Consider the following 17,339-nt stretch of genomic DNA (forward strand, 5'->3'; position numbering starts at 1 on the left):
CTGCGCGCGGGCGCTCGCGCTCGTCGAGGCGACGGCCCGGCTCGGGGGCGACGTCCCGGCGGCGTTGCGCGAGCACGCCGCCGACCTCCCCGCGGGGCCGCACGTGCGCCGGCTCGCAGACGCCTGGTCGCTCGCCGAGCGGCACGGCATCGGGCTCGCCGCCCTCGCCGCCGCGCTGGCCGAGGACCTGCGGGCCCGCAGCCGCTTCACCGGCCGCCTCGCCGCGCAGCTCGCCGGTCCGCGCACGACGTCGGCGGTGCTCGCCGGCCTCCCCCTGATCGGGCTCGGGCTCGGGCAACTCATGGGCGCACACCCGTGGGCGGTCCTGACCGGGACGGGGCTCGGCCAGGTGCTCCTGGTGGTCGGGGCACTGTTCGTCGCGGCCGGGCTCGAGTGGAGCGGACACCTGACGGCGCGGGTCGTCCGATGACCGGCATCGCGGCCGCGCTCGTGCTGCTCGCCGGGGCGGTGCTCTTCGCGCCCGGCCCGGTCGACGCCGCCCGGCGGCTCCTGGCGCTGCACCGTCCGCCGACCCCGCCACGTCCGGCGCGACGGCGGACGGAGCGTCCCGACCCGTGGCGCGAGGCCGGCGCCTGGGACGAGCTGGCGGCCTGTCTGCGGGCCGGACTGTCGCTCGACCACGCCGTGCGGGCGATCGCGGTGTCCCTGCCCGACGCCATGGCCGGTCCGCTGACCCGGGTGGCCGACCTGGTCGCCCTGGGCGCCGACCCGGCCGACGCCTGGGTGCCCGCCCTCGAGGAACCCGCCACCGCCCGCCTGGCCCGCGCCGCCCGGCGCTCGGCCCGCAGCGGCGCGGCCGTCGCCGACGTGGCGGTCACGGTCGCGGCCGACGTCCGGGCCGAGGCCACGGAGGCCGTCGCCGCGCGGGCGGAGCGCGCCGGCGTGCTGGTCGCCGGTCCGCTCGGGCTCTGCTTCCTGCCCGCCTTCCTGGCGCTGGGGATCGCCCCGGTCGTCATCGGGCTCGCGGGACCGCTCCTGGAGCGGACGTGACCACCGGCGCCCAGCCCGGGCCCGGCAGGAGAGGAGACGACGATGGAGAACCCGACGGCCGTGGTGGCGCTGCTGATGGCCCGTCTTGCGGCGCTGGCGCGGGACGACGAGGGGATGTCGACGGTCGAGTACGCCGTCGGCCTCGTGGCGGCGGCGGCGTTCGCCGGGCTGCTGATCGTGATCGTGAACGGGCCGGCGGTGCTGGACGCGCTCACCGGCCTGATCCAGCGGTCCCTGGCGCCCGCGGGCGGTTGAGCGACGACCGCGGGATGGTCACCGTCGAGGCGGCGATCGCCCTCGGCGGCCTCGTCCTGGTGCTCGCCGTCGTCCTCGCCGGGATCGGGGCGGCCGTCGCCCGGATCCGGTGCGTCGACGCGGCCGGGGAGGGCGCTCGTCGGGCCTCGCGGGACGACGTGGCGGGCGCGCAGGCGCTGGCCCGCGACCTCCCCGCGGGCGCCGAGGTGGTCGTCACCCCATCGGGTGACCTGGTGCGCGTCCTGGTCCGGGTCCCGCCCCTCGGTGGGGCGCTCCCGGGGTTCCGCGTCTCGGCGGAGGCGGTGGCGGCCCGGGAACCGGTCGTCGCCGCGCCCACGGGGGAGCCGGACGACGGCCCCCCGACGTCCCCGGAGGCCGACGAGCCCGTCCCGCGACCCGCGGGAGCGCCCGAGGAGCTCCCGCCGTGAGGGACGACCGGGGGTTCGCGACGGTCCTCGCGGCGGGGGCGGTCGGGGTCGTCGTGCTGCTCCTCGGGGCGTGTCTGGCCCTGGGATCGGTGGTCGCCACCCGACACCGGGCGGCCACCTCCGCCGACCTGGCGGCGCTCGCGGGGGCGGCCGAGGCGGTCCGGGGCCAGGAGGCCGGGTGCGCCCGGGCCCGGCAGCTCGCCGAGGAGAACGGCGCAGTGCTGCGCGGCTGTCGGTGGTCCGGGTGGGATCTGGAGGTGACCGTGGCCCTGAGCTGCGGATGTCTCCCCATCGCCGACGTGGCCACCGTCCGCGCTCGGGCGGGCCCTGTGGTGAACATCATGAGGTGAATCGCCCGAGGCCCGGTCACCGATCGTCACCGGACCGTGTCCGTGGCGGACGAGCGGACGGGCACCCCCGTCGAGCGGCGACACCAATGGTGCAGCCGGGACGAGTGGTGCGACGACCGCGCACCGAACGCGCGTTCGCCCGCTCGACGGCGCCGGAGGGGCGCTCGGCGTTCCACTCCGCCCGATGGGCGCTGACGGGTGGAAATCACGCGGGAACCTGCCGTTACTGGTGCAGGGACACCGCACGTGGTGGAACCAGTACCGGGAGGACCCGCATGCAGTGGTGGGACAGCTACCGCGCCGTCTACGGCACCGAGCTCCGTGCCGAGGCGATGGTTCTCGCCGACCACGGCTGGGCGGTGGTCCCGGGGACCTTCCCGCAGGGCGAGGTCTGGACGGGGCGCACCGACGCCCCGCAGGCCGGCCCGACGCCCGTGCTCGACGACTGGGCGGCGAAGGCGACGACCGACGTCGCCCAGATCACCGAGTGGTGGTCGGGGCTGCCCTACTCGATCCTCCTGCCGACCGGCATGACCTTCGACGTGATCGAGGTGCCCGCGAGCATCGGTCGCCGGGCCACCGCCGCGCTGCGCGCCGTGGGCGTGCCGGTGCCGATCGCGGCGACGCCGACCGGTGAGTGGCTCTTCCCGGTGCTGCCCGGCGAGCCGCTGCGCCCCGACCTCGCTGGTCGTCCCGGGATGGTCCTGCACGGTCGCGGGAGCTTCCTGGCCGCGCCGCCCTCGACCTTCCCGCAGGGCTCCATCCACTGGCGGGTCCGTCCGGCCGCCTGCGGCTGGCGCCTGCCCGACCCCTACAGCGTCCAGGACGCCATGGCCGAGGCCGTCCGCGAGCGGCCCCACCGTGGTCTCGGTGGCAGCTCGACGTACCGGATGGCCACGGTCGCGACCGGCATCCGGTCCTGACCGGCAGTTCGCACCACCACAACTGAAGACTCGGGTCGGCCGGATCGCCGACGTCCCCGCGGAGCGCTCGTGCCCCGCAGCAGCCCGCAGGGACGCGCGGTCCGACCACCCCGCGGCGGTGGACGCCGGCCGACGCGCCCGTGAGCGATGCTCCGGTGCGCGCGCCGGCGCCACCGCCGCCCGAGGCAGCGCCGCAGGGCGGGAGACGACTCCCCGTCCTGCGGCGTGACAGACCTCCCCGCGGGCCGGGAGCCCCGAACCCCCGGCCCGCGGCGGACCCCACCGTCGAGTCCCTGTCACCGCATGGCAGGTATCTCCGGACCGGACGGCTGCCCCAGCCGGGCCAGCACCGCCGTCAGGACCGCCACCGCGCCGGCCTTGTCGAGCGGGTCGTTCCCGTTGCCGCATTTCGGCGACTGCACGCACGAGGGGCACCCCGCCGGGCACTCGCAGCCCGCGATCGCGTCGCGGGTCGCCTCCAGCCACACCGTCAGCGCCTCGTGCCCCCGGTCGGCGAAGCCCGCGCCACCCGGGTGGCCGTCGTGGACGAAGACCGTCGGGCGGCCGGTGTCGGGGTGCAGGGCGGTGGAGACGCCGCCGATGTCCCACCGGTCGCACGTCGCGACCAGCGGCATGAGCCCGATCGCCGCGTGCTCGGCGGCGTGCAGCGAGCCCGGGACGCGCGACGGGTCGACCCCGATCCCGTCGAGCAGCGACTCGGTGAGCGTGTACCAGACCGCGCGGGTGGCGAGGGTGCGCTCGGGGAGGTCGAGCGGCACCTGCTCGACGATCTGCCCCGACGGCATCCGCCGCAGGTAGCCGACCACCTGCTCGGTCACCTCCACCGTCCCGAGGCAGACCTGCAGCTCCGGGCCGTCGGGCGTGGCGGCGCCGAACGACGAGCAGTACTCGGTCTCGACGATCTCGATGTCGGTGACCGACCGCGACTGCGTGGTCCACTCCGGCTCCTCGGCGTGGACGTGCGCGATGTTCTCCTCGAGGTCGAGCTGGTCGACCACGTAGCTCACGCCCTGGTGCAGGTGCACCGCGCCGTCGTGCACCGTCGAGTGCGCGGCCCCGGGGTCGACCGTGCCGAGCATCCGCCCGGTGTCGGTCTCCACGATCACCACCTGCTCGCCGCCCGAGCCGCGGATGTCGACCCCGCCGTGCGGCCGCTCGGTGGGCAGCGCCCAGAACCAGCCGCCGCGCCGGTGCCGGACGAGGCCCTCGGCCACGAGGTCGTCCAGGACCGCCCGGGCCGCCTCGCCGCCGAACACCTCGGAGACGTCGGCCGTGGTCAGCGGCATCTCGGCCGCGGCGCACGCGAGGTGCGGGGCCAGCACGTAGGGGTTGGCCGGGTCGAGCACGCAGCGCTCGAGGGGCGCGCCGAGCAGGGCCTGGGGGTGGTGGACGAGGAAGGTGTCGAGCGGGTCGTCCCGCGCCACCAGCAGCACCAGCGCGTCGTCCCCCGAGCGCCCGGCCCGGCCCGCCTGCTGCCAGAAGGACGCCCGCGTGCCGGGGAAGCCCGCGACGACCACCGCGTCGAGCCCCGCGATGTCGATCCCGAGCTCGAGGGCGTTGGTGGTGGCGACCCCGCGGAGCTCGCCCGAGAGCAGCGCCTCCTCGAGGGCCCGCCGCTCCTCGGGCAGGAACCCGGCCCGGTACGCCGCGACGCGCCCCGCCAGGTCGGGGTCGACCTCGGCCAGCACCCGCCGCGCCCCGAGCGCGGTCAGCTCGGCACCGCGCCGGGAGCGCACGAAGGCCAACGAGCGGGCCCCCTCCACGACGAGGTCGGCGAGGATCCGGGAGGTCTCCGCGCCGGCGGAGCGCCGGACGGGGGCGCCGTTCTCCCCGGTGATCTCCTCGAGCAGCGGCGGCTCCCAGAGCCCCACGGCCCGCGCGCCCCGCGGCGACCCGTCCTCGGTCACCCCCACCACGTCGAGCCCGGTGAGCGCGCCCGCCGAGGCCGCCGGGTCGGACATCGTGGCCGAGGCCAGGACGAACACCGGGTGGGCGCCGTAGCGGGCGCAGATGCGCCGCAGCCGCCGCAGGACGAGGGCGACGTGCGAGCCGAACACCCCGCGGTAGGCGTGCGCCTCGTCGATCACCACGTAGCGCAGGCGGCGCAGGAACGCGGTCCAGCGACCGTGCCGCGGCAGGATCCCGCGGTGGAGCATGTCGGGGTTGGTGAACACCCACCGCCCCGAGCGGCGGACGGCGTCGCGCTCGGCGATGGGGGTGTCCCCGTCGTAGGACGAGGCGCGCAGCCCGTCGGCCCCGCCCGGGTCGAGCGACCGGGCGGCACGCAGCTGGTCGGCCCCCAGGGCCTTGGTGGGGGAGAGGTAGAGCGCGGTGGCGCGGACGTCGGCGGTCAGCGCCGCGACGACGGGCAGCTGGTAGGCCAGCGACTTGCCCGACGCGGTGCCGGTGGAGACCACGACGTGGCGCCCCGCCCACGCGTGCTCCGCGGCGTCGGCCTGGTGCGACCACGGCGAGGGGATGCCGCGCGCCACCAGCCGGGCACGGAGATCGTCGGGAACCCATCCCGGCCACGGCGCGCGGCGGCCCTCCCGCGCCGGGACCACCTCGGCGTGGGTCAGCGGGGCCTCGCCCTGCGGCGTGCCCGCGAGCACGCGGCGCAGCAGGGAGGTGCCGCGCCCGCCCTCGTCGGGGATCCCCGACGCCCGTTCCAGGGCCCCCACACCGCTCACGTCCCGAGTGGAGCACACGCCCCCGACAGCCACTCCCCGCGGGAAAGAAAGCCACGTCACAGCTTGATCGGGAACCGGGTCGGCGCGGGTGTCGGACGGCACCCATACACTCCGACACCTGCCGCTCCGTGCGTAAGACGCGTGGTGGCGATCACTGCGCGCCGAGGACGCCGCCAGGCCTCCCGTCGCCGTCGATCCATTCCGTTCCAACCGGGAGGCTGGATGCAAGCGTCCGTCCTCGCTCAGGGAGTCGAGTTCTCCTCGAGCGAATACACGGTGGTCATCGGGGTGGCGGTCATCGCCGTCATCGCGCTGGTCGTCGGTTTCGTGCTCCGTAGTCAGGTACTCGCCGCGGACGAGGGCACGCAGAACATGCGTGACATCGGCCGGGCGGTGCAGGAGGGCGCCCAGGCGTTCCTCAACCGCCAGTTCAAGACGCTGGCCCCGTTCATCATCGTCGTGTTCCTCGTGCTCTTCGCCCTGCCGGCGACCAGCACGGGCGAGCGCATCGGCCGGTCCATCGCGTTCGTCTTCGGTGCCCTGTTCTCCATGGCCATCGGCTATCTGGGCATGAACCTGGCCACCAAGGCCAACATCCGCGTCGCCGCGGCCTCGACCACCGAGGGCGGCCGCGACAAGGGCGCGCGCATCGCGTTCCGCACCGGCGGCTTCGTCGGCATGTTCACCGTCGGCCTCGGCCTGCTGGGCGCGTCGGTCGTCGTCCTGATCTTCGTGGCCGAGGCGCCGCGCGTGCTCGAGGGCTTCGGCCTCGGCGCCGCCCTGCTCGCCATGTTCATGCGTGTCGGCGGCGGCATCTTCACCAAGGCCGCCGACGTCGGCGCCGACCTCGTCGGCAAGGTCGAGCAGAACATCCCCGAGGACGACCCGCGCAACGCGGCCACCATCGCCGACAACGTGGGCGACAACGTCGGTGACTGCGCCGGCATGGCGGCCGACCTGTTCGAGTCCTACGCGGTCACCCTGGTCGCGGCGCTGATCCTCGGGTCGGTGGCCTTCGGCTCGCTGGGCCTGACCTACCCGCTGATCGTCCCCGCGATCGGTGTCCTCACCGCGATCGTCGGCGTGTTCATCACGAAGACCCGCGACGGCGAGAACGCCCTCAAGGCGATCAACCGCAGCTTCTACATCTCGGCGGCCATCTCCATCGTGCTGTGCACGGTGGCGGCGTTCGTCTACCTGCCCTCGAGCTTCGCCGAGCTGCCCGGCGTCAACGTCGACCGCATCGGCGACCTCGCCGCGGCCGGCAACCCGGCGGTCATCGCGGCCGCCGCGGTCATCATCGGCATCGTGCTGGCGATCGTCATCCTGGCGCTCACCGGCTACTACACCGGCACCGAGACCCAGCCGGTCAAGGACGTCGGGACGAGCTCGCTCACCGGTGCCGCGACGGTCATCCTCGCCGGCATCTCGGTCGGCTTCGAGTCCGCCGTCTACACCGCGATCGTCATCGGCGCCGCGGTCTACGGGGCGTTCCTGCTCTCCGGCTCGGTGTTCGTCGCCCTGTTCGCGGTGGCGCTGGCCGGCACCGGCCTGCTGACCACGGTCGGCGTCATCGTCGCCATGGACACCTTCGGCCCGGTCTCCGACAACGCCCAGGGCATCGCCGAGATGTCCGGGGACGTCGAGGGCCCCGGCGCCGACATCCTCACCGAGCTCGACGCGGTGGGGAACACGACGAAGGCCATCACCAAGGGCATCGCCATCGCGACCGCCGTGCTCGCGGCGACCGCGCTGTTCGGGTCGTACAACGACGCGATCCAGTCGGCGCTGTCCGAGGTCGGGGTCCGCGCGGAGGACGCCGGCACGGCGTTCACCAACGCGGTGACGGCGCCGAACCTGCTGGTCGGCGTCATCCTCGGCGCGGCCGTGGTGTTCATGTTCTCGGGTCTCGCGGTCAACGCGGTGTCCCGGGCCGCGGGCGCCGTGGTCTACGAGGTCCGCCGCCAGTTCTCCACCCGTCCCGGCATCATGGACGGCTCGGAGCGCCCGGAGTACGGCCGCGTGGTCGACATCTGCACCCGCGACTCGCTGCGTGAGCTGGCCACCCCCGGCCTGCTCGCCATCCTCGCCCCGATCGCGGTGGGCTTCGGTCTCGGCGTCGGCCCGCTCGCGGGCTACCTCGCCGGGGCCATCGCCGCGGGCACGCTCATGGCCGTCTTCCTCGCCAACTCCGGTGGCGCGTGGGACAACGCCAAGAAGCTGGTCGAGGACGGCAACCACGGCGGCAAGGGCTCCGACGCCCACGAGGCGACGATCATCGGTGACACCGTCGGTGACCCGTTCAAGGACACCGCCGGCCCGTCGATCAACCCGCTGCTCAAGGTCATGAACCTGGTCGCGGTGCTCATCGCCCCGGCCGTGGTGACGCTGTCGATCGGCCCGAGCGCCAACCCGACGGTGCGCATCCTGATCGCCGTCGTGGCGGTCATCGGGATCGCGATCGCGGTCTTCATCTCCAAGCGGCGTTCGACGTCCATCGCGGACACGAACACCGACTCGCCGGCCTCCGTGTCGGTCTAGCTCCACCCCACGCGAAGGGCACCGTCCGGGACTCCCGGGCGGTGCCCTTCGTGCTGTCCGGGTGTCAGCGGTGGCACATCGCTGACACCGGACGTCAGTTCCGGCACACGCTCGCGCGGCTCCGGCACGGCTTCGAACGCATGTTCTAGAGTGCGCGCGCGTGGGGCAGATGTCGTTCTACTCGGCGGACGCCCTGCCGCGCGCCATCAGCGACCTCGAGGGCGTCCTGTGCGCCGGCGGGACGATGTCGTTCTTCGGCCGCGGTGCCGCCGCGCGGCTCACCCTCGTCCTGGGCCCGCCCCCGCCCCCGCCTCCCGACGAGGAGGACGAGCCCGCCCCGGCCCCCGCCGTCGTCCCCGACGAGCCGCCCCCCGCGGCCCCCGAGCCGCCGCCCCCGGCCCCGCAGCGGGTCTGGGAGGACGGGATCGACGAGCTCCCCGACGACGACCTCCCGGCCCGCGACGAGGGCGCGCCCCGGCACGACGAGCCCGCGCCGCCGCCCGAGGAGCCCGACCCGGCCCCGACGGCCGTCGTCGTGGACCCGGCCCTGGAGTGGCGCGCGCAGGCCCTCTGCTGCGCCTTCCGGGGCCGCGGCGTGCCCGCCGACGTGGAGCGGCTGCCCGACGGGCGGCCGGTGGTGCGCAGCGCCTTCCGGGCCGACCTGGTGCCGCTCGCGCAGGGCTGGCACACCCCCGAGGGGGAGAAGCGCCTCGTCGCGCCCCTCGACCTCGACGGGCCCCGCCTGCGACTGTGGGTGCTGGCCGCGGGCCGGCAGAGCGGCCGCGCGTACACCCTCGGCCTCGACCCGCAGGCGCCGGGCACCCACGAGCCGCTGCTCACGGCGTGTCAGCGGGCGGGCCTCGGGGCCACTCTCGTCGACGACCCGGACGAACCCGTGATCAGGATCGTCGGGCAACGCCGGCAACGGAGGCTGGCCGAGCTGGTGGGGGGCCGTCCGCGGTCGCTGTTCGACGGGGTGTGGCCCGGATGAGGGCGTCCCGACGACCGCACGGACGTTCCTGACCTGCGGCGACGGGCCTCGTCGGGACGGCCGGGGCGGGAAGAGCAGCGGGGCGTGACACGTTCCCGCCAGGACGGAGGTCGCCGTGAGGCACACTGGCGGCACGTGGGGCACCCGAGGACGGGTCACCGCGACGCGACGAGACGAGGCGTGACTGGTGGCAGCGCGAGAGGCAGCGGCTGGCTCGACGGCGACGGCGAAGACGTCGGCGTCGACACGGAGCGCGACCGCGACGGTCGACGAGGAGACCGCCGCGCCCGCGCCGAGGACCAGTACGCGCAAGAGCACCTCGGCCGGCGGCGGCCGCAAGAAGACCGGCGGGGGCGCCGCCCCGGCCGGTGACGGCACGCGTCGTCTCGTGATCGTCGAGTCGCCCGCGAAGGCCCGCAAGATCGCCGACTACCTGGGCTCCTCCTACATCGTGGAGTCGAGCCGGGGTCACATCCGCGACCTGCCGCGCGGCGCGGCCGACGTGCCCGCCAAGTACAAGGGCGAGAGCTGGGCGCGCCTCGGGGTCGACGTCGACCACGAGTTCGAGCCCCTCTACATCGTCACGCCCGACAAGAAGTCGACGGTCAGCGAGCTCAAGGACGCCCTCAAGGAGGTCGACGAGCTCTACCTCGCGACGGACGGCGACCGCGAGGGCGAGGCCATCGCCTGGCACCTCCTCGAGACGCTGAAGCCCAAGGTGCCGGTCCGGCGCATGGTGTTCCACGAGATCACCGAGTCGGCCATCCAGGCCGCCGCTGCGAACCCGCGCGAGCTCGACCAGGACCTGGTCGACGCCCAGGAGACCCGGCGCATCCTCGACCGGCTCTACGGCTACGAGGTCAGCCCCGTGCTGTGGAAGAAGGTCATGCCGAAGCTCTCGGCGGGCCGGGTGCAGTCGGTGGCCACCCGCGTGATCGTCGAGCGCGAGCGCGAGCGGATGGCGTTCATCTCGGCGTCCTACTGGGGCATCGACGCGGTCCTCAACACGAACAAGGCCGCGGGCACGGGCAACACGCCCACGTTCAAGGCCGGGCTCGTCGAGATCGACGGGGCCCGGGTGGCGACGGGGCGCGACTTCGACGCGCGCGGGCAGATCCGCTCGGACTCCGTGCGCCGGCTCGACGAGGCCGACGCCCGCCGCCTGGTCGAGGCGCTGGCGAGCAGCGAGTACACGGTCTCCTCGGTCGAGGACAAGCCGTACACCCGCAAGCCCTACGCGCCGTTCATGACCTCCACGCTCCAGCAGGAGGGTGGTCGCAAGCTGCGGTTCTCGGCCGAGCGGACGATGCGCACCGCGCAGCGGCTGTACGAGAACGGCTACATCACGTACATGCGCACCGACTCGACGACGCTGTCGGAGACGGCGATCAACGCCGCGCGCACGCAGGCCCGCGACCTCTACGGCGCGGAGAACGTGTCCGAGCAGCCGCGGCAGTACACCCGCAAGGTGAAGAACGCCCAGGAGGCCCACGAGGCCATCCGCCCCGCGGGCGACTCGTTCCGCACGCCGGGCCAGGTGGCCGGCGAGCTCTCCGGCGACGAGTTCCGGCTCTACGAGCTGGTCTGGCAGCGCACCATCGCGAGCCAGATGCGTGACGCCCGCGGCACGACGATGACCGTGCGCATCACCGCGCCCGCGGCCACCGGCGAGGAGTGCACCTTCTCCGCCTCGGGCCGCACCATCACCTTCCCGGGCTTCCTGCGGGCCTACGTCGAGACGGTCGACGACCAGTCCGGCGGCGAGGCCGACGACGCCGAGAGCCGGCTGCCGCGCCTCGAGAAGGACGAGAGGCTGACGGCCGACGAGCTCGACCCGTCCGGGCACTCGACCAGCCCGCCCGCCCGCTACACCGAGGCGAGCCTGGTCAAGACGCTGGAGGAGCGCGGCATCGGCCGTCCCTCCACCTACGCGTCGATCATCAACACCGTCCAGGAGCGCGGCTACGTCTGGAAGAAGGGCAGCGCGCTCGTTCCCAGCTGGATCGCCTTCGCGGTCGTCGGGCTGATGGAGAAGCACTTCGGGCGGCTCGTCGACTACGACTTCACCGCGACGCTCGAGGACGAGCTCGACGCGATCGCCTCCGGCAACGCCCGGCGCCAGACGTGGCTGTCGCACTTCTACTTCGGTGGGGACAACAACGCGACGGGCGGCGCCGCCACGGGTGTCGAGGCCTCGATGACGCAGGCCGGCGGGCTGAAGAAGCTGGTCGGCGACAACCTGGAGGGCATCGACGCCCGCGAGGTCAACTCGCTGCGGATGTTCGACGACTCCGAGGGGCGCGGCGTCGTCGTCCGGGTCGGGCGCTACGGGCCCTACCTGGAGCGGATGATCGTCGGGGACGACGGCGAGGAGAAGAGCCAGCGCGCGAACCTCCCCGACGACCTCCCGCCCGACGAGCTCGACCTCGCGCTCGCCGAGGAGCTCTTCTCCACCCCGCAGGAGGGGCGCTCGCTGGGCACCGACCCGGAGTCGGGCCACGAGATCCTCGCCAAGGAGGGCCGCTTCGGGCCCTACGTCACCGAGGTGCTCCCGGAGGGGGCGAAGGAGAAGCCGCGCACCGGCTCGCTCTTCGCGTCGATGACGCTCTCCGAGATCACCATCGACGACGCGATGAAGCTGCTGTCGCTGCCCCGCGTGGTGGGCACCGACCCGGAGTCGGGCGTGGAGATCACGGCCCAGAACGGCCGCTACGGGCCCTACATCAAGAAGGACAAGGACTCGCGCTCGCTCGACAGCGAGGACAAGCTCTTCACGGTCACCCTCGACGAGGCCCTGAAGATCTTCGCGCAGCCGAAGCAGCGCGGGCGGGCCGCCGCGAAGCCGCCGTTGAAGGAGCTGGGCAAGGACCCGGTGTCGGGCGAGCCGATGGTGGTCAAGGACGGCCGCTTCGGCCCGTACGTCACCGACGGCACCGGCTACAACGCCTCGCTGCGCAAGGGCGACGACGTCGAGACGCTGACCGACGAGCGGGCCTCCGAGCTCCTCGCCGAGAAGCGGGCCAAGGGACCGGCGCCGAAGAAGGCGACGACCACCCGGTCCACGGCCTCGAAGTCGGCGGCCGCGAAGAAGACGACCACGGCGAAGAAGGCGACCACGGCGAAGGCCACGTCGACGGCCAAGAAGGCCCCGGCCAAGAAGCCGACGACGCGGAAGTCGCCGACCACCTGATGTGCTCCGCTCGTGAGCACTTTCCGGGGTCATAGCCCCGGAAAGTGCTTACGAGACGAAACACCACACTGGAGTACGGCGATAGCCCGGATGCCCGGGGCGCACTGAAGCTCCCGGACGAATTCGGGGGATCACGATGGGTGCGCGTACCGCTCTGCTGGCCGTCTCGGCCGTCGCCGGAGCACTGCTCCTCACCGGCTGCGTGCCGCAGGAGCTGCCGCGGTCGTTCTCCGCACCCGCCTCGGACAGCCCGGTCGCCCTCGCCGCCCCGGCGGTCTCCCCGGCCGCCGCGGGCAACAGCGCCGGTGCCGGCACGGCCACCACCGTCACCCGTGTCATCGACGGCGACACCTTCGTGGTCACCGGCGGGACGAAGGTCCGGGTGCTCGGCATCGACTCCTGCGAGGCCGGCACCCCCGGCGGCACGCGCGCGACCCGCGCGGCGGAGGACGCGATCCTCGGCCAGGCGGTGCGCCTCACCGCCGAGCCCGGCGTCGACCGCGACCGCTACGGCCGCCAGCTGCGCTACGTGTCCTACACCGGCGGCGACCTCGCCGAGATGATGGTCCGGGCCGACCACACCGCGATCTACACCGGCGGCCGCAACGACGCCTCGGCCGCCGTCCAGGCCCGCCTGCGCGGCCTCGACGCCGACGGCCGCACGTGCGGCACCACCACCACCACGACCGACACCGGCACGACGAACACCGGCACGCCCGGCACGACGAGGCCCGCGCCGGCCGCCGCCGGGACCCCGAAGCCGAAGCCGGCCCCGCGACCCGCCGCCGTGGCCGCCGCCCCGAGGCCGAGGCCGGCCGCCTCGTCGTCGGGAATGGGGTACGCGAACTGCACCGCCGCCCGCGCGGCCGGCGTCACCCCGCTGCACCGCGGCCAGGCCGGCTACAGCGCCAAGCTCGACCGCGACGGGGACGGCGTGGCCTGCGAGTGACCTACTCCGAGGTGTAGCTGTAGCCGCCGGGCAGGTCGACGGTCTTCTTCCTCGTCCGGCTGTTCCAGGTGAACGGGCCCAGCTTCACGCTGTAGGAGACCGTCTTGCCGGCGTCCGAGCGGGAGACGTTGCGCCAGATTGGGAGCGGCCCGAGCCGGCGCTTCCTGCGGTAGTTCAGTCCCATGCCGTGCCTCTGCCCGTTCGGCGGGGCGACCACGCCGGGCCCCGGGGTGGCCGCGGACGCCCCGATCGTGTGACGCTCGGGGGATGGACGGACGCGACTCGCTGGGCGGGCCGGACGGCACGCAGCCCGTGCGCCGGCACGACGACCCGACGACGGCGCCCGCGGCCGACACCGACCTGCGGCTCCCCCCGCCCGGCGACCGCGAGGCCGTCGCCCGCTGGATGGACGAGGACGCCACCCGGGCCCGCTACGTGCCGCCACCCCGGCCGATCCCGCCGCAGCGCCGCCACCGCGTCCTCCCGCCCGAGACCCCGGAGACCCGGCCCGCAATCGAGGGCGACCCCGTCCACGAGCCCGCGTGGAAGCGGGAGCTGCGCGAGGAGGCGGAGTTCCGGGCCCAGTTCGGGGAGTGGCGGGCCGGGAGCGCGCGCCCGGCGTCCCGCGGCGCGTTCGGCGGCGTCCGCCTCGGGGCCCCGCTGATCGTGCTGATCGCGGTGCTCATCGCGGTGTTCGCCATCGCGATGCACCTCTAGCCGAGGGTGTCGGTCCCCTGGGGCATCATCGGGGGGTGAGCGTGTGGGGCCAGGTCGTCGGGCAGCCCGAGGCCGTCGCGGAGCTGCGGGCCGCGGTCGAGCACGCCGCGCGGGTGCACTTCTCCACCGACGCCGGGGCCGACGAGAGCGGGCGCGGCTCCATGACCCACGCCTGGCTGTTCACCGGTCCGCCCGGCTCCGGACGGTCGGTGGCGGCGCGCGCGTTCGCCGCCGCCCTGCAGTGCCCGCGGAACGGCTGTGACGCCTGCCAGGTGTGCCGCACGGTGATGGCCGGGACGCACGCCGACGTGCACGAGGTCGCCACCGAGGGCCTGTCGCTGGGCGTCAAGGAGATGCGCGCGCTGATCGAGCGGGCCGCCCGGATGCCCACCACCGCGCGGTGGCAGATCGTCCTGATCGAGGACGCCGACCGCATGACCGAGAACGCGTCGAACGCGGTCCTCAAGGCCGTCGAGGAGCCCAACGAGCGCACCGTGTTCCTGCTGTGCGCGCCGAGCGAGCATCCCGACGACGTCAGCATCACCATCCGGTCGCGTTGTCGCCCGCTGCGGCTGCGCACCCCCGGCACCGACGCCATCGCGGAGGTCCTCGTCGCCCGCGACGGCGTCGACGAGCAGACCGCGAGCTGGGCCGCCAGCGTCTGCGGCGGGCACATCGGCCGCGCGCGCCGGCTCGCCCGCGACGAGAACGCCCGCTACCGCCGGGAGGCCGTGCTCGCGGTGCCGCGGTCGCTGCGCAGCGCGGCCGAGGTGTTCGCCGCGGCCGACGGGCTGGTCGGCGCCGCCGAGGCCGAGGTCTCCGCCCTCACCGGCGAGCGCGACGAGGCCGAGCGCGAGGAGCTCGCCGTGTCGATGGGCGGCGGCGGCACCGGCAAGGGGGTCGCGCAGGCCCAGCGCGCCGCGAAGGCCGCGGAGAAGGACCTCATCACCCGCCAGAAGCAGCGCCAGACCCGCACGCGGCGCGACTCGCTCGACCGCGCGCTCATCGACCTCGCCGGCTACTACCGCGACGTCCTCGTCCGCGGGTTCGGCGCCGCGGTCACGGCCACGCACCCCGACCGCGCGATCGAGGTCGAGGCCGCGGCCCGCGACGGGTCGCCCGTCGCGGCGCTGCGCCGCCTCGAGGCGGTCCTGCGCTGCCGCGAGGCCCTCGAGACCAACGTGAAGCCGCAGATCGCGGTCGAGGCGATGGTGACGGCGCTGCGCGAGGGCTAGTCGGGATCAGTCCTCGACGAACACCAGGTCGGGGATCGCGGCGGTCAGGGACACGCGGTCGCCGTCCTGGGTGATCACCGCCGAGAGGGTGGTGCGCCGCCCCGCGACCTCCACCGGGTCGTCGTCGGCGCCCTGGTCGCGGAGCCACTCGAGGAAGGTGCCGCCCGTGTCGGCGCGCAGGAAGTCGGTGGCGCGGCGGAAGAGCTTCGGCAGGACCAGCTGCCCGTCCGGCCCCACGTCGGCCTGCCTCGTCAGGGTGAACCCGCCCGAGCGGTCGGCGTCCCACACGCTGCCGGGTCCGGTCGCGGCGCGGGCGAGCTCGACGAAGCGGGCCCGGACGGTCTCGGGCGTCGAGGTGTAGAGCGTCAGGTAGGCGCGGCCGTTGCTCGTCTGCAGCGCGTTGACCGAGTCGTCGACCACCGTCGCCGGATCGACCTCGTCGCCGTCGGCGTGCGCCGCGGCCGCGTCGCCGGTGAACAGCAGCGACACCGGGCGGCCGTTGGTCTCCACGAGCGCGGCGCAGATCGCGGCCGGGACGGAGTCGGGCGACGCGGCGGTGACCGAGCCGCCGTCGTCGTACCGGACCCCGGTGAACCCCACGGCCGCGACGAGGGTGTCCCGGGCCTCGTCGCCCAGGGGCTGGGCCTCGCCCTGGTAGTGGGTCTCGGGCGAGTCGATCGCGTCGAGCCGGAGCTGGACGCTGCCGTCGCGCTCGCTCGGGTCCACCCGGCTGCCGTTCTCCAGGGACCGCACGGTCGCGACATCGTCGGGAACGAAGCGCACCGAGTCGCCGTCGGGGGAGTAGCCGACCACGACGAGCCGGCCGCGGATCCAGGTGAACGCCATGTCCGGTCGGTGCCCCGCGCGGGGGCCGGTCACGCGGACGGTCTGGCGAACGCCGGGCGAACGCTGCTAGCTTGTCCAGCATGTCGTTATTACGGATTTCCGTAACCGCGGTGCTCGCGCTCGGCCTGGTCGCCTGTTCCTCGGCGCCCGCGCCGTCCGACCCGGCCGCCCTCCCGGCGAACCCGCCGCGGCCGGCCACCTGCGCACCGGAGACCTCGACCGACCTGACGACGCCCGACGGCTGGCTGAACCGGGTCGCGACGGCGCCGACGACGGTCGGGCTCGTGGTCGACGACGGGCGTGGTCGCGTGGTCTCCCACGAGGCGTCGACATCCTTCCCGATGGCCTCGTCGGTGAAGGTGGTGCACCTGACGGCGTACGGGGCGGCGGTGGCCGAGGGGCGGATCCGGCCCGACGACCGCGTGCCCCTCGCCGACTGGGAGCGCTGGTACCTGCCGGGCATCGACCAGGCGCACCCGGCGGCGTTGAAGCGCCTCGGCGCGGCGCCCGACTACACGGTCGACCAGATCGTCACGGCGATGATCCAGGAGAGCGACAACGCCGCGGCCGACTGGGTGCGCGCCCGGCTCGGCGACGGCGCCCTCCGCGCCGCGGCCGCCTCCGGCGGGTGGACCGACGTCGACCTGCCGTCGTTCACCGGGTCCACCGCCCGCTTCGCGATGCCCGAACTCGCTCCCGTCGGCGCGGCCCGGCCCGAGCTCGCCACGGTCGACGCGCAGCTCGGTCAGCGCCTCGCGGACGATCCCGGCTTCCGCGCCGAGGTCGTGCGCCGCTACACCCAGCAGGTCACCGCCGACCCCCAGCGCTTCCTCACCGACCAGGAGCGCTGGACCGCCACCACCGCCTCGGGCACCCCCAAGCAGCTCCTCGGGCTCTACCGCGCCCTGGTCGCGGGCTCCGTCCCGGGCGCCGACGTCGCGGTCCGGCAGCTCACCTGGCAGAGCCCGAAGCTCGGGTTCAAGTCGGGCAGCTTCGTCAACGTCCTGACCCTCGGGTCGTTCGTGCGCCGCACCGACGGCACGACCGCCTACGCCGTCATCCTCGGGCGCGACCTGCCGGTCCTGCCGCTCACCACCCAGCAGACCGCCGGTCAGCAGTCGATGGTCATCGAGGCCGCGACGTCGACGCGGGCCTTCGACCGGCTGCTCTGCGTCGTGTGAGTGCGACGATC

At 74.6% G+C, this 17,339-nt stretch carries 16 protein-coding genes; 13 read left to right on the top strand and 3 right to left on the bottom strand.

Features of this window, described 5'->3' with window-relative positions:
- The 6 genes from ACFPBZ_RS19365 to ACFPBZ_RS19390 form a co-directional block, all read left to right on the top strand.
- A partial coding sequence (locus tag ACFPBZ_RS19365) for a type II secretion system F family protein (RefSeq protein ID WP_378037739.1) occupies positions 1–430 on the top strand: 430 nt, incomplete at its 5' end.
- Complete coding sequence (locus tag ACFPBZ_RS19370; RefSeq protein ID WP_378037740.1) at positions 427–1,011, top strand: type II secretion system F family protein; 585 nt, start codon at positions 427–429, stop codon at positions 1,009–1,011. The genes ACFPBZ_RS19365 and ACFPBZ_RS19370, both read left to right, overlap by 4 nt.
- Before the next feature lie 42 nt (positions 1,012–1,053).
- Positions 1,054–1,266, top strand: coding sequence for a DUF4244 domain-containing protein (locus ACFPBZ_RS19375; protein ID WP_378037741.1), 213 nt, complete (start codon positions 1,054–1,056; stop codon positions 1,264–1,266).
- A gap of 14 nt (positions 1,267–1,280) precedes the next feature.
- The gene (locus tag ACFPBZ_RS19380) at positions 1,281–1,694 is read left to right on the top strand and encodes a TadE family type IV pilus minor pilin (RefSeq protein WP_378037742.1); all 414 of its coding nucleotides are present in this window, start codon (positions 1,281–1,283) and stop codon (positions 1,692–1,694) included.
- Positions 1,691–2,044: an Rv3654c family TadE-like protein gene (locus ACFPBZ_RS19385; RefSeq protein ID WP_378037743.1), complete on the top strand. Its 354-nt coding sequence runs from the start codon at positions 1,691–1,693 to the stop codon at positions 2,042–2,044. Before ACFPBZ_RS19380 ends, ACFPBZ_RS19385 begins: the two co-directional genes overlap by 4 nt.
- A gap of 275 nt (positions 2,045–2,319) precedes the next feature.
- Positions 2,320–2,967, top strand: a complete 648-nt coding sequence (locus tag ACFPBZ_RS19390) for a bifunctional DNA primase/polymerase (protein ID WP_378037744.1) — start codon at positions 2,320–2,322, stop codon at positions 2,965–2,967.
- Positions 2,968–3,263: 296 nt separating this feature from the next.
- Here ACFPBZ_RS19390 and ACFPBZ_RS19395 read toward each other — a convergent pair whose 3' ends face one another.
- Positions 3,264–5,678, bottom strand: coding sequence for a DEAD/DEAH box helicase (locus ACFPBZ_RS19395; RefSeq protein ID WP_378037745.1), 2,415 nt, complete (start codon positions 5,676–5,678; stop codon positions 3,264–3,266).
- Between the two features lie 222 nt (positions 5,679–5,900).
- Between ACFPBZ_RS19395 and ACFPBZ_RS19400 the strand changes: the two genes are divergently transcribed.
- The 4 genes from ACFPBZ_RS19400 to ACFPBZ_RS19415 all read left to right on the top strand — a co-directional run bounded on the left by ACFPBZ_RS19400 (position 5,901) and on the right by ACFPBZ_RS19415 (position 13,349).
- Positions 5,901–8,219, top strand: a complete 2,319-nt coding sequence (locus ACFPBZ_RS19400; RefSeq protein WP_378037746.1) for a sodium-translocating pyrophosphatase — start codon at positions 5,901–5,903, stop codon at positions 8,217–8,219.
- A gap of 160 nt (positions 8,220–8,379) precedes the next feature.
- Positions 8,380–9,210 carry a hypothetical protein gene (locus tag ACFPBZ_RS19405; RefSeq protein ID WP_378037747.1) on the top strand — a complete coding sequence of 277 codons (831 nt, stop codon included), beginning with the start codon at positions 8,380–8,382 and terminating at the stop codon, positions 9,208–9,210.
- Between the two features lie 388 nt (positions 9,211–9,598).
- A complete protein-coding gene (topA, locus tag ACFPBZ_RS19410; protein WP_378037837.1) occupies positions 9,599–12,400 on the top strand; it encodes a type I DNA topoisomerase in 2,802 nt (933 codons plus the stop codon).
- A gap of 136 nt (positions 12,401–12,536) precedes the next feature.
- On the top strand, positions 12,537–13,349 hold the full coding sequence (locus ACFPBZ_RS19415; protein ID WP_378037748.1) for a thermonuclease family protein: 813 nt from the start codon (positions 12,537–12,539) through the stop codon (positions 13,347–13,349).
- A gap of 1 nt (position 13,350) precedes the next feature.
- Here the strand turns inward: ACFPBZ_RS19415 and ACFPBZ_RS19420 are convergent, their stop codons facing one another.
- Positions 13,351–13,533: a hypothetical protein gene (locus ACFPBZ_RS19420; protein ID WP_378037749.1), complete on the bottom strand. Its 183-nt coding sequence runs from the start codon at positions 13,531–13,533 to the stop codon at positions 13,351–13,353.
- 83 nt (positions 13,534–13,616) lie between these two features.
- On the opposite strand from ACFPBZ_RS19420, the gene ACFPBZ_RS19425 reads away from it, so the two are divergent.
- Both ACFPBZ_RS19425 and ACFPBZ_RS19430 read left to right on the top strand, forming a co-directional pair.
- A complete protein-coding gene (locus ACFPBZ_RS19425) occupies positions 13,617–14,066 on the top strand; it encodes a hypothetical protein (protein WP_378037750.1) in 450 nt (149 codons plus the stop codon).
- Between the two features lie 35 nt (positions 14,067–14,101).
- A complete protein-coding gene (locus tag ACFPBZ_RS19430) occupies positions 14,102–15,301 on the top strand; it encodes a DNA polymerase III subunit delta' (protein WP_378037751.1) in 1,200 nt (399 codons plus the stop codon).
- A 6-nt stretch (positions 15,302–15,307) separates the two neighbouring features.
- Here the strand turns inward: ACFPBZ_RS19430 and ACFPBZ_RS19435 are convergent, their stop codons facing one another.
- On the bottom strand, positions 15,308–16,147 hold the full coding sequence (locus tag ACFPBZ_RS19435; RefSeq protein WP_378037752.1) for a hypothetical protein: 840 nt from the start codon (positions 16,145–16,147) through the stop codon (positions 15,308–15,310).
- 110 nt (positions 16,148–16,257) lie between these two features.
- Between ACFPBZ_RS19435 and ACFPBZ_RS19440 the strand changes: the two genes are divergently transcribed.
- Positions 16,258–17,328, top strand: a complete 1,071-nt coding sequence (locus ACFPBZ_RS19440) for a serine hydrolase (RefSeq protein ID WP_378037753.1) — start codon at positions 16,258–16,260, stop codon at positions 17,326–17,328.
- Positions 17,329–17,339: the final 11 nt, after the last annotated feature.

Origin of the sequence: Actinomycetospora atypica (genome assembly GCF_042653685.1) — a bacterium.
GTDB lineage: Bacteria > Actinomycetota > Actinomycetes > Mycobacteriales > Pseudonocardiaceae > Actinomycetospora > Actinomycetospora atypica.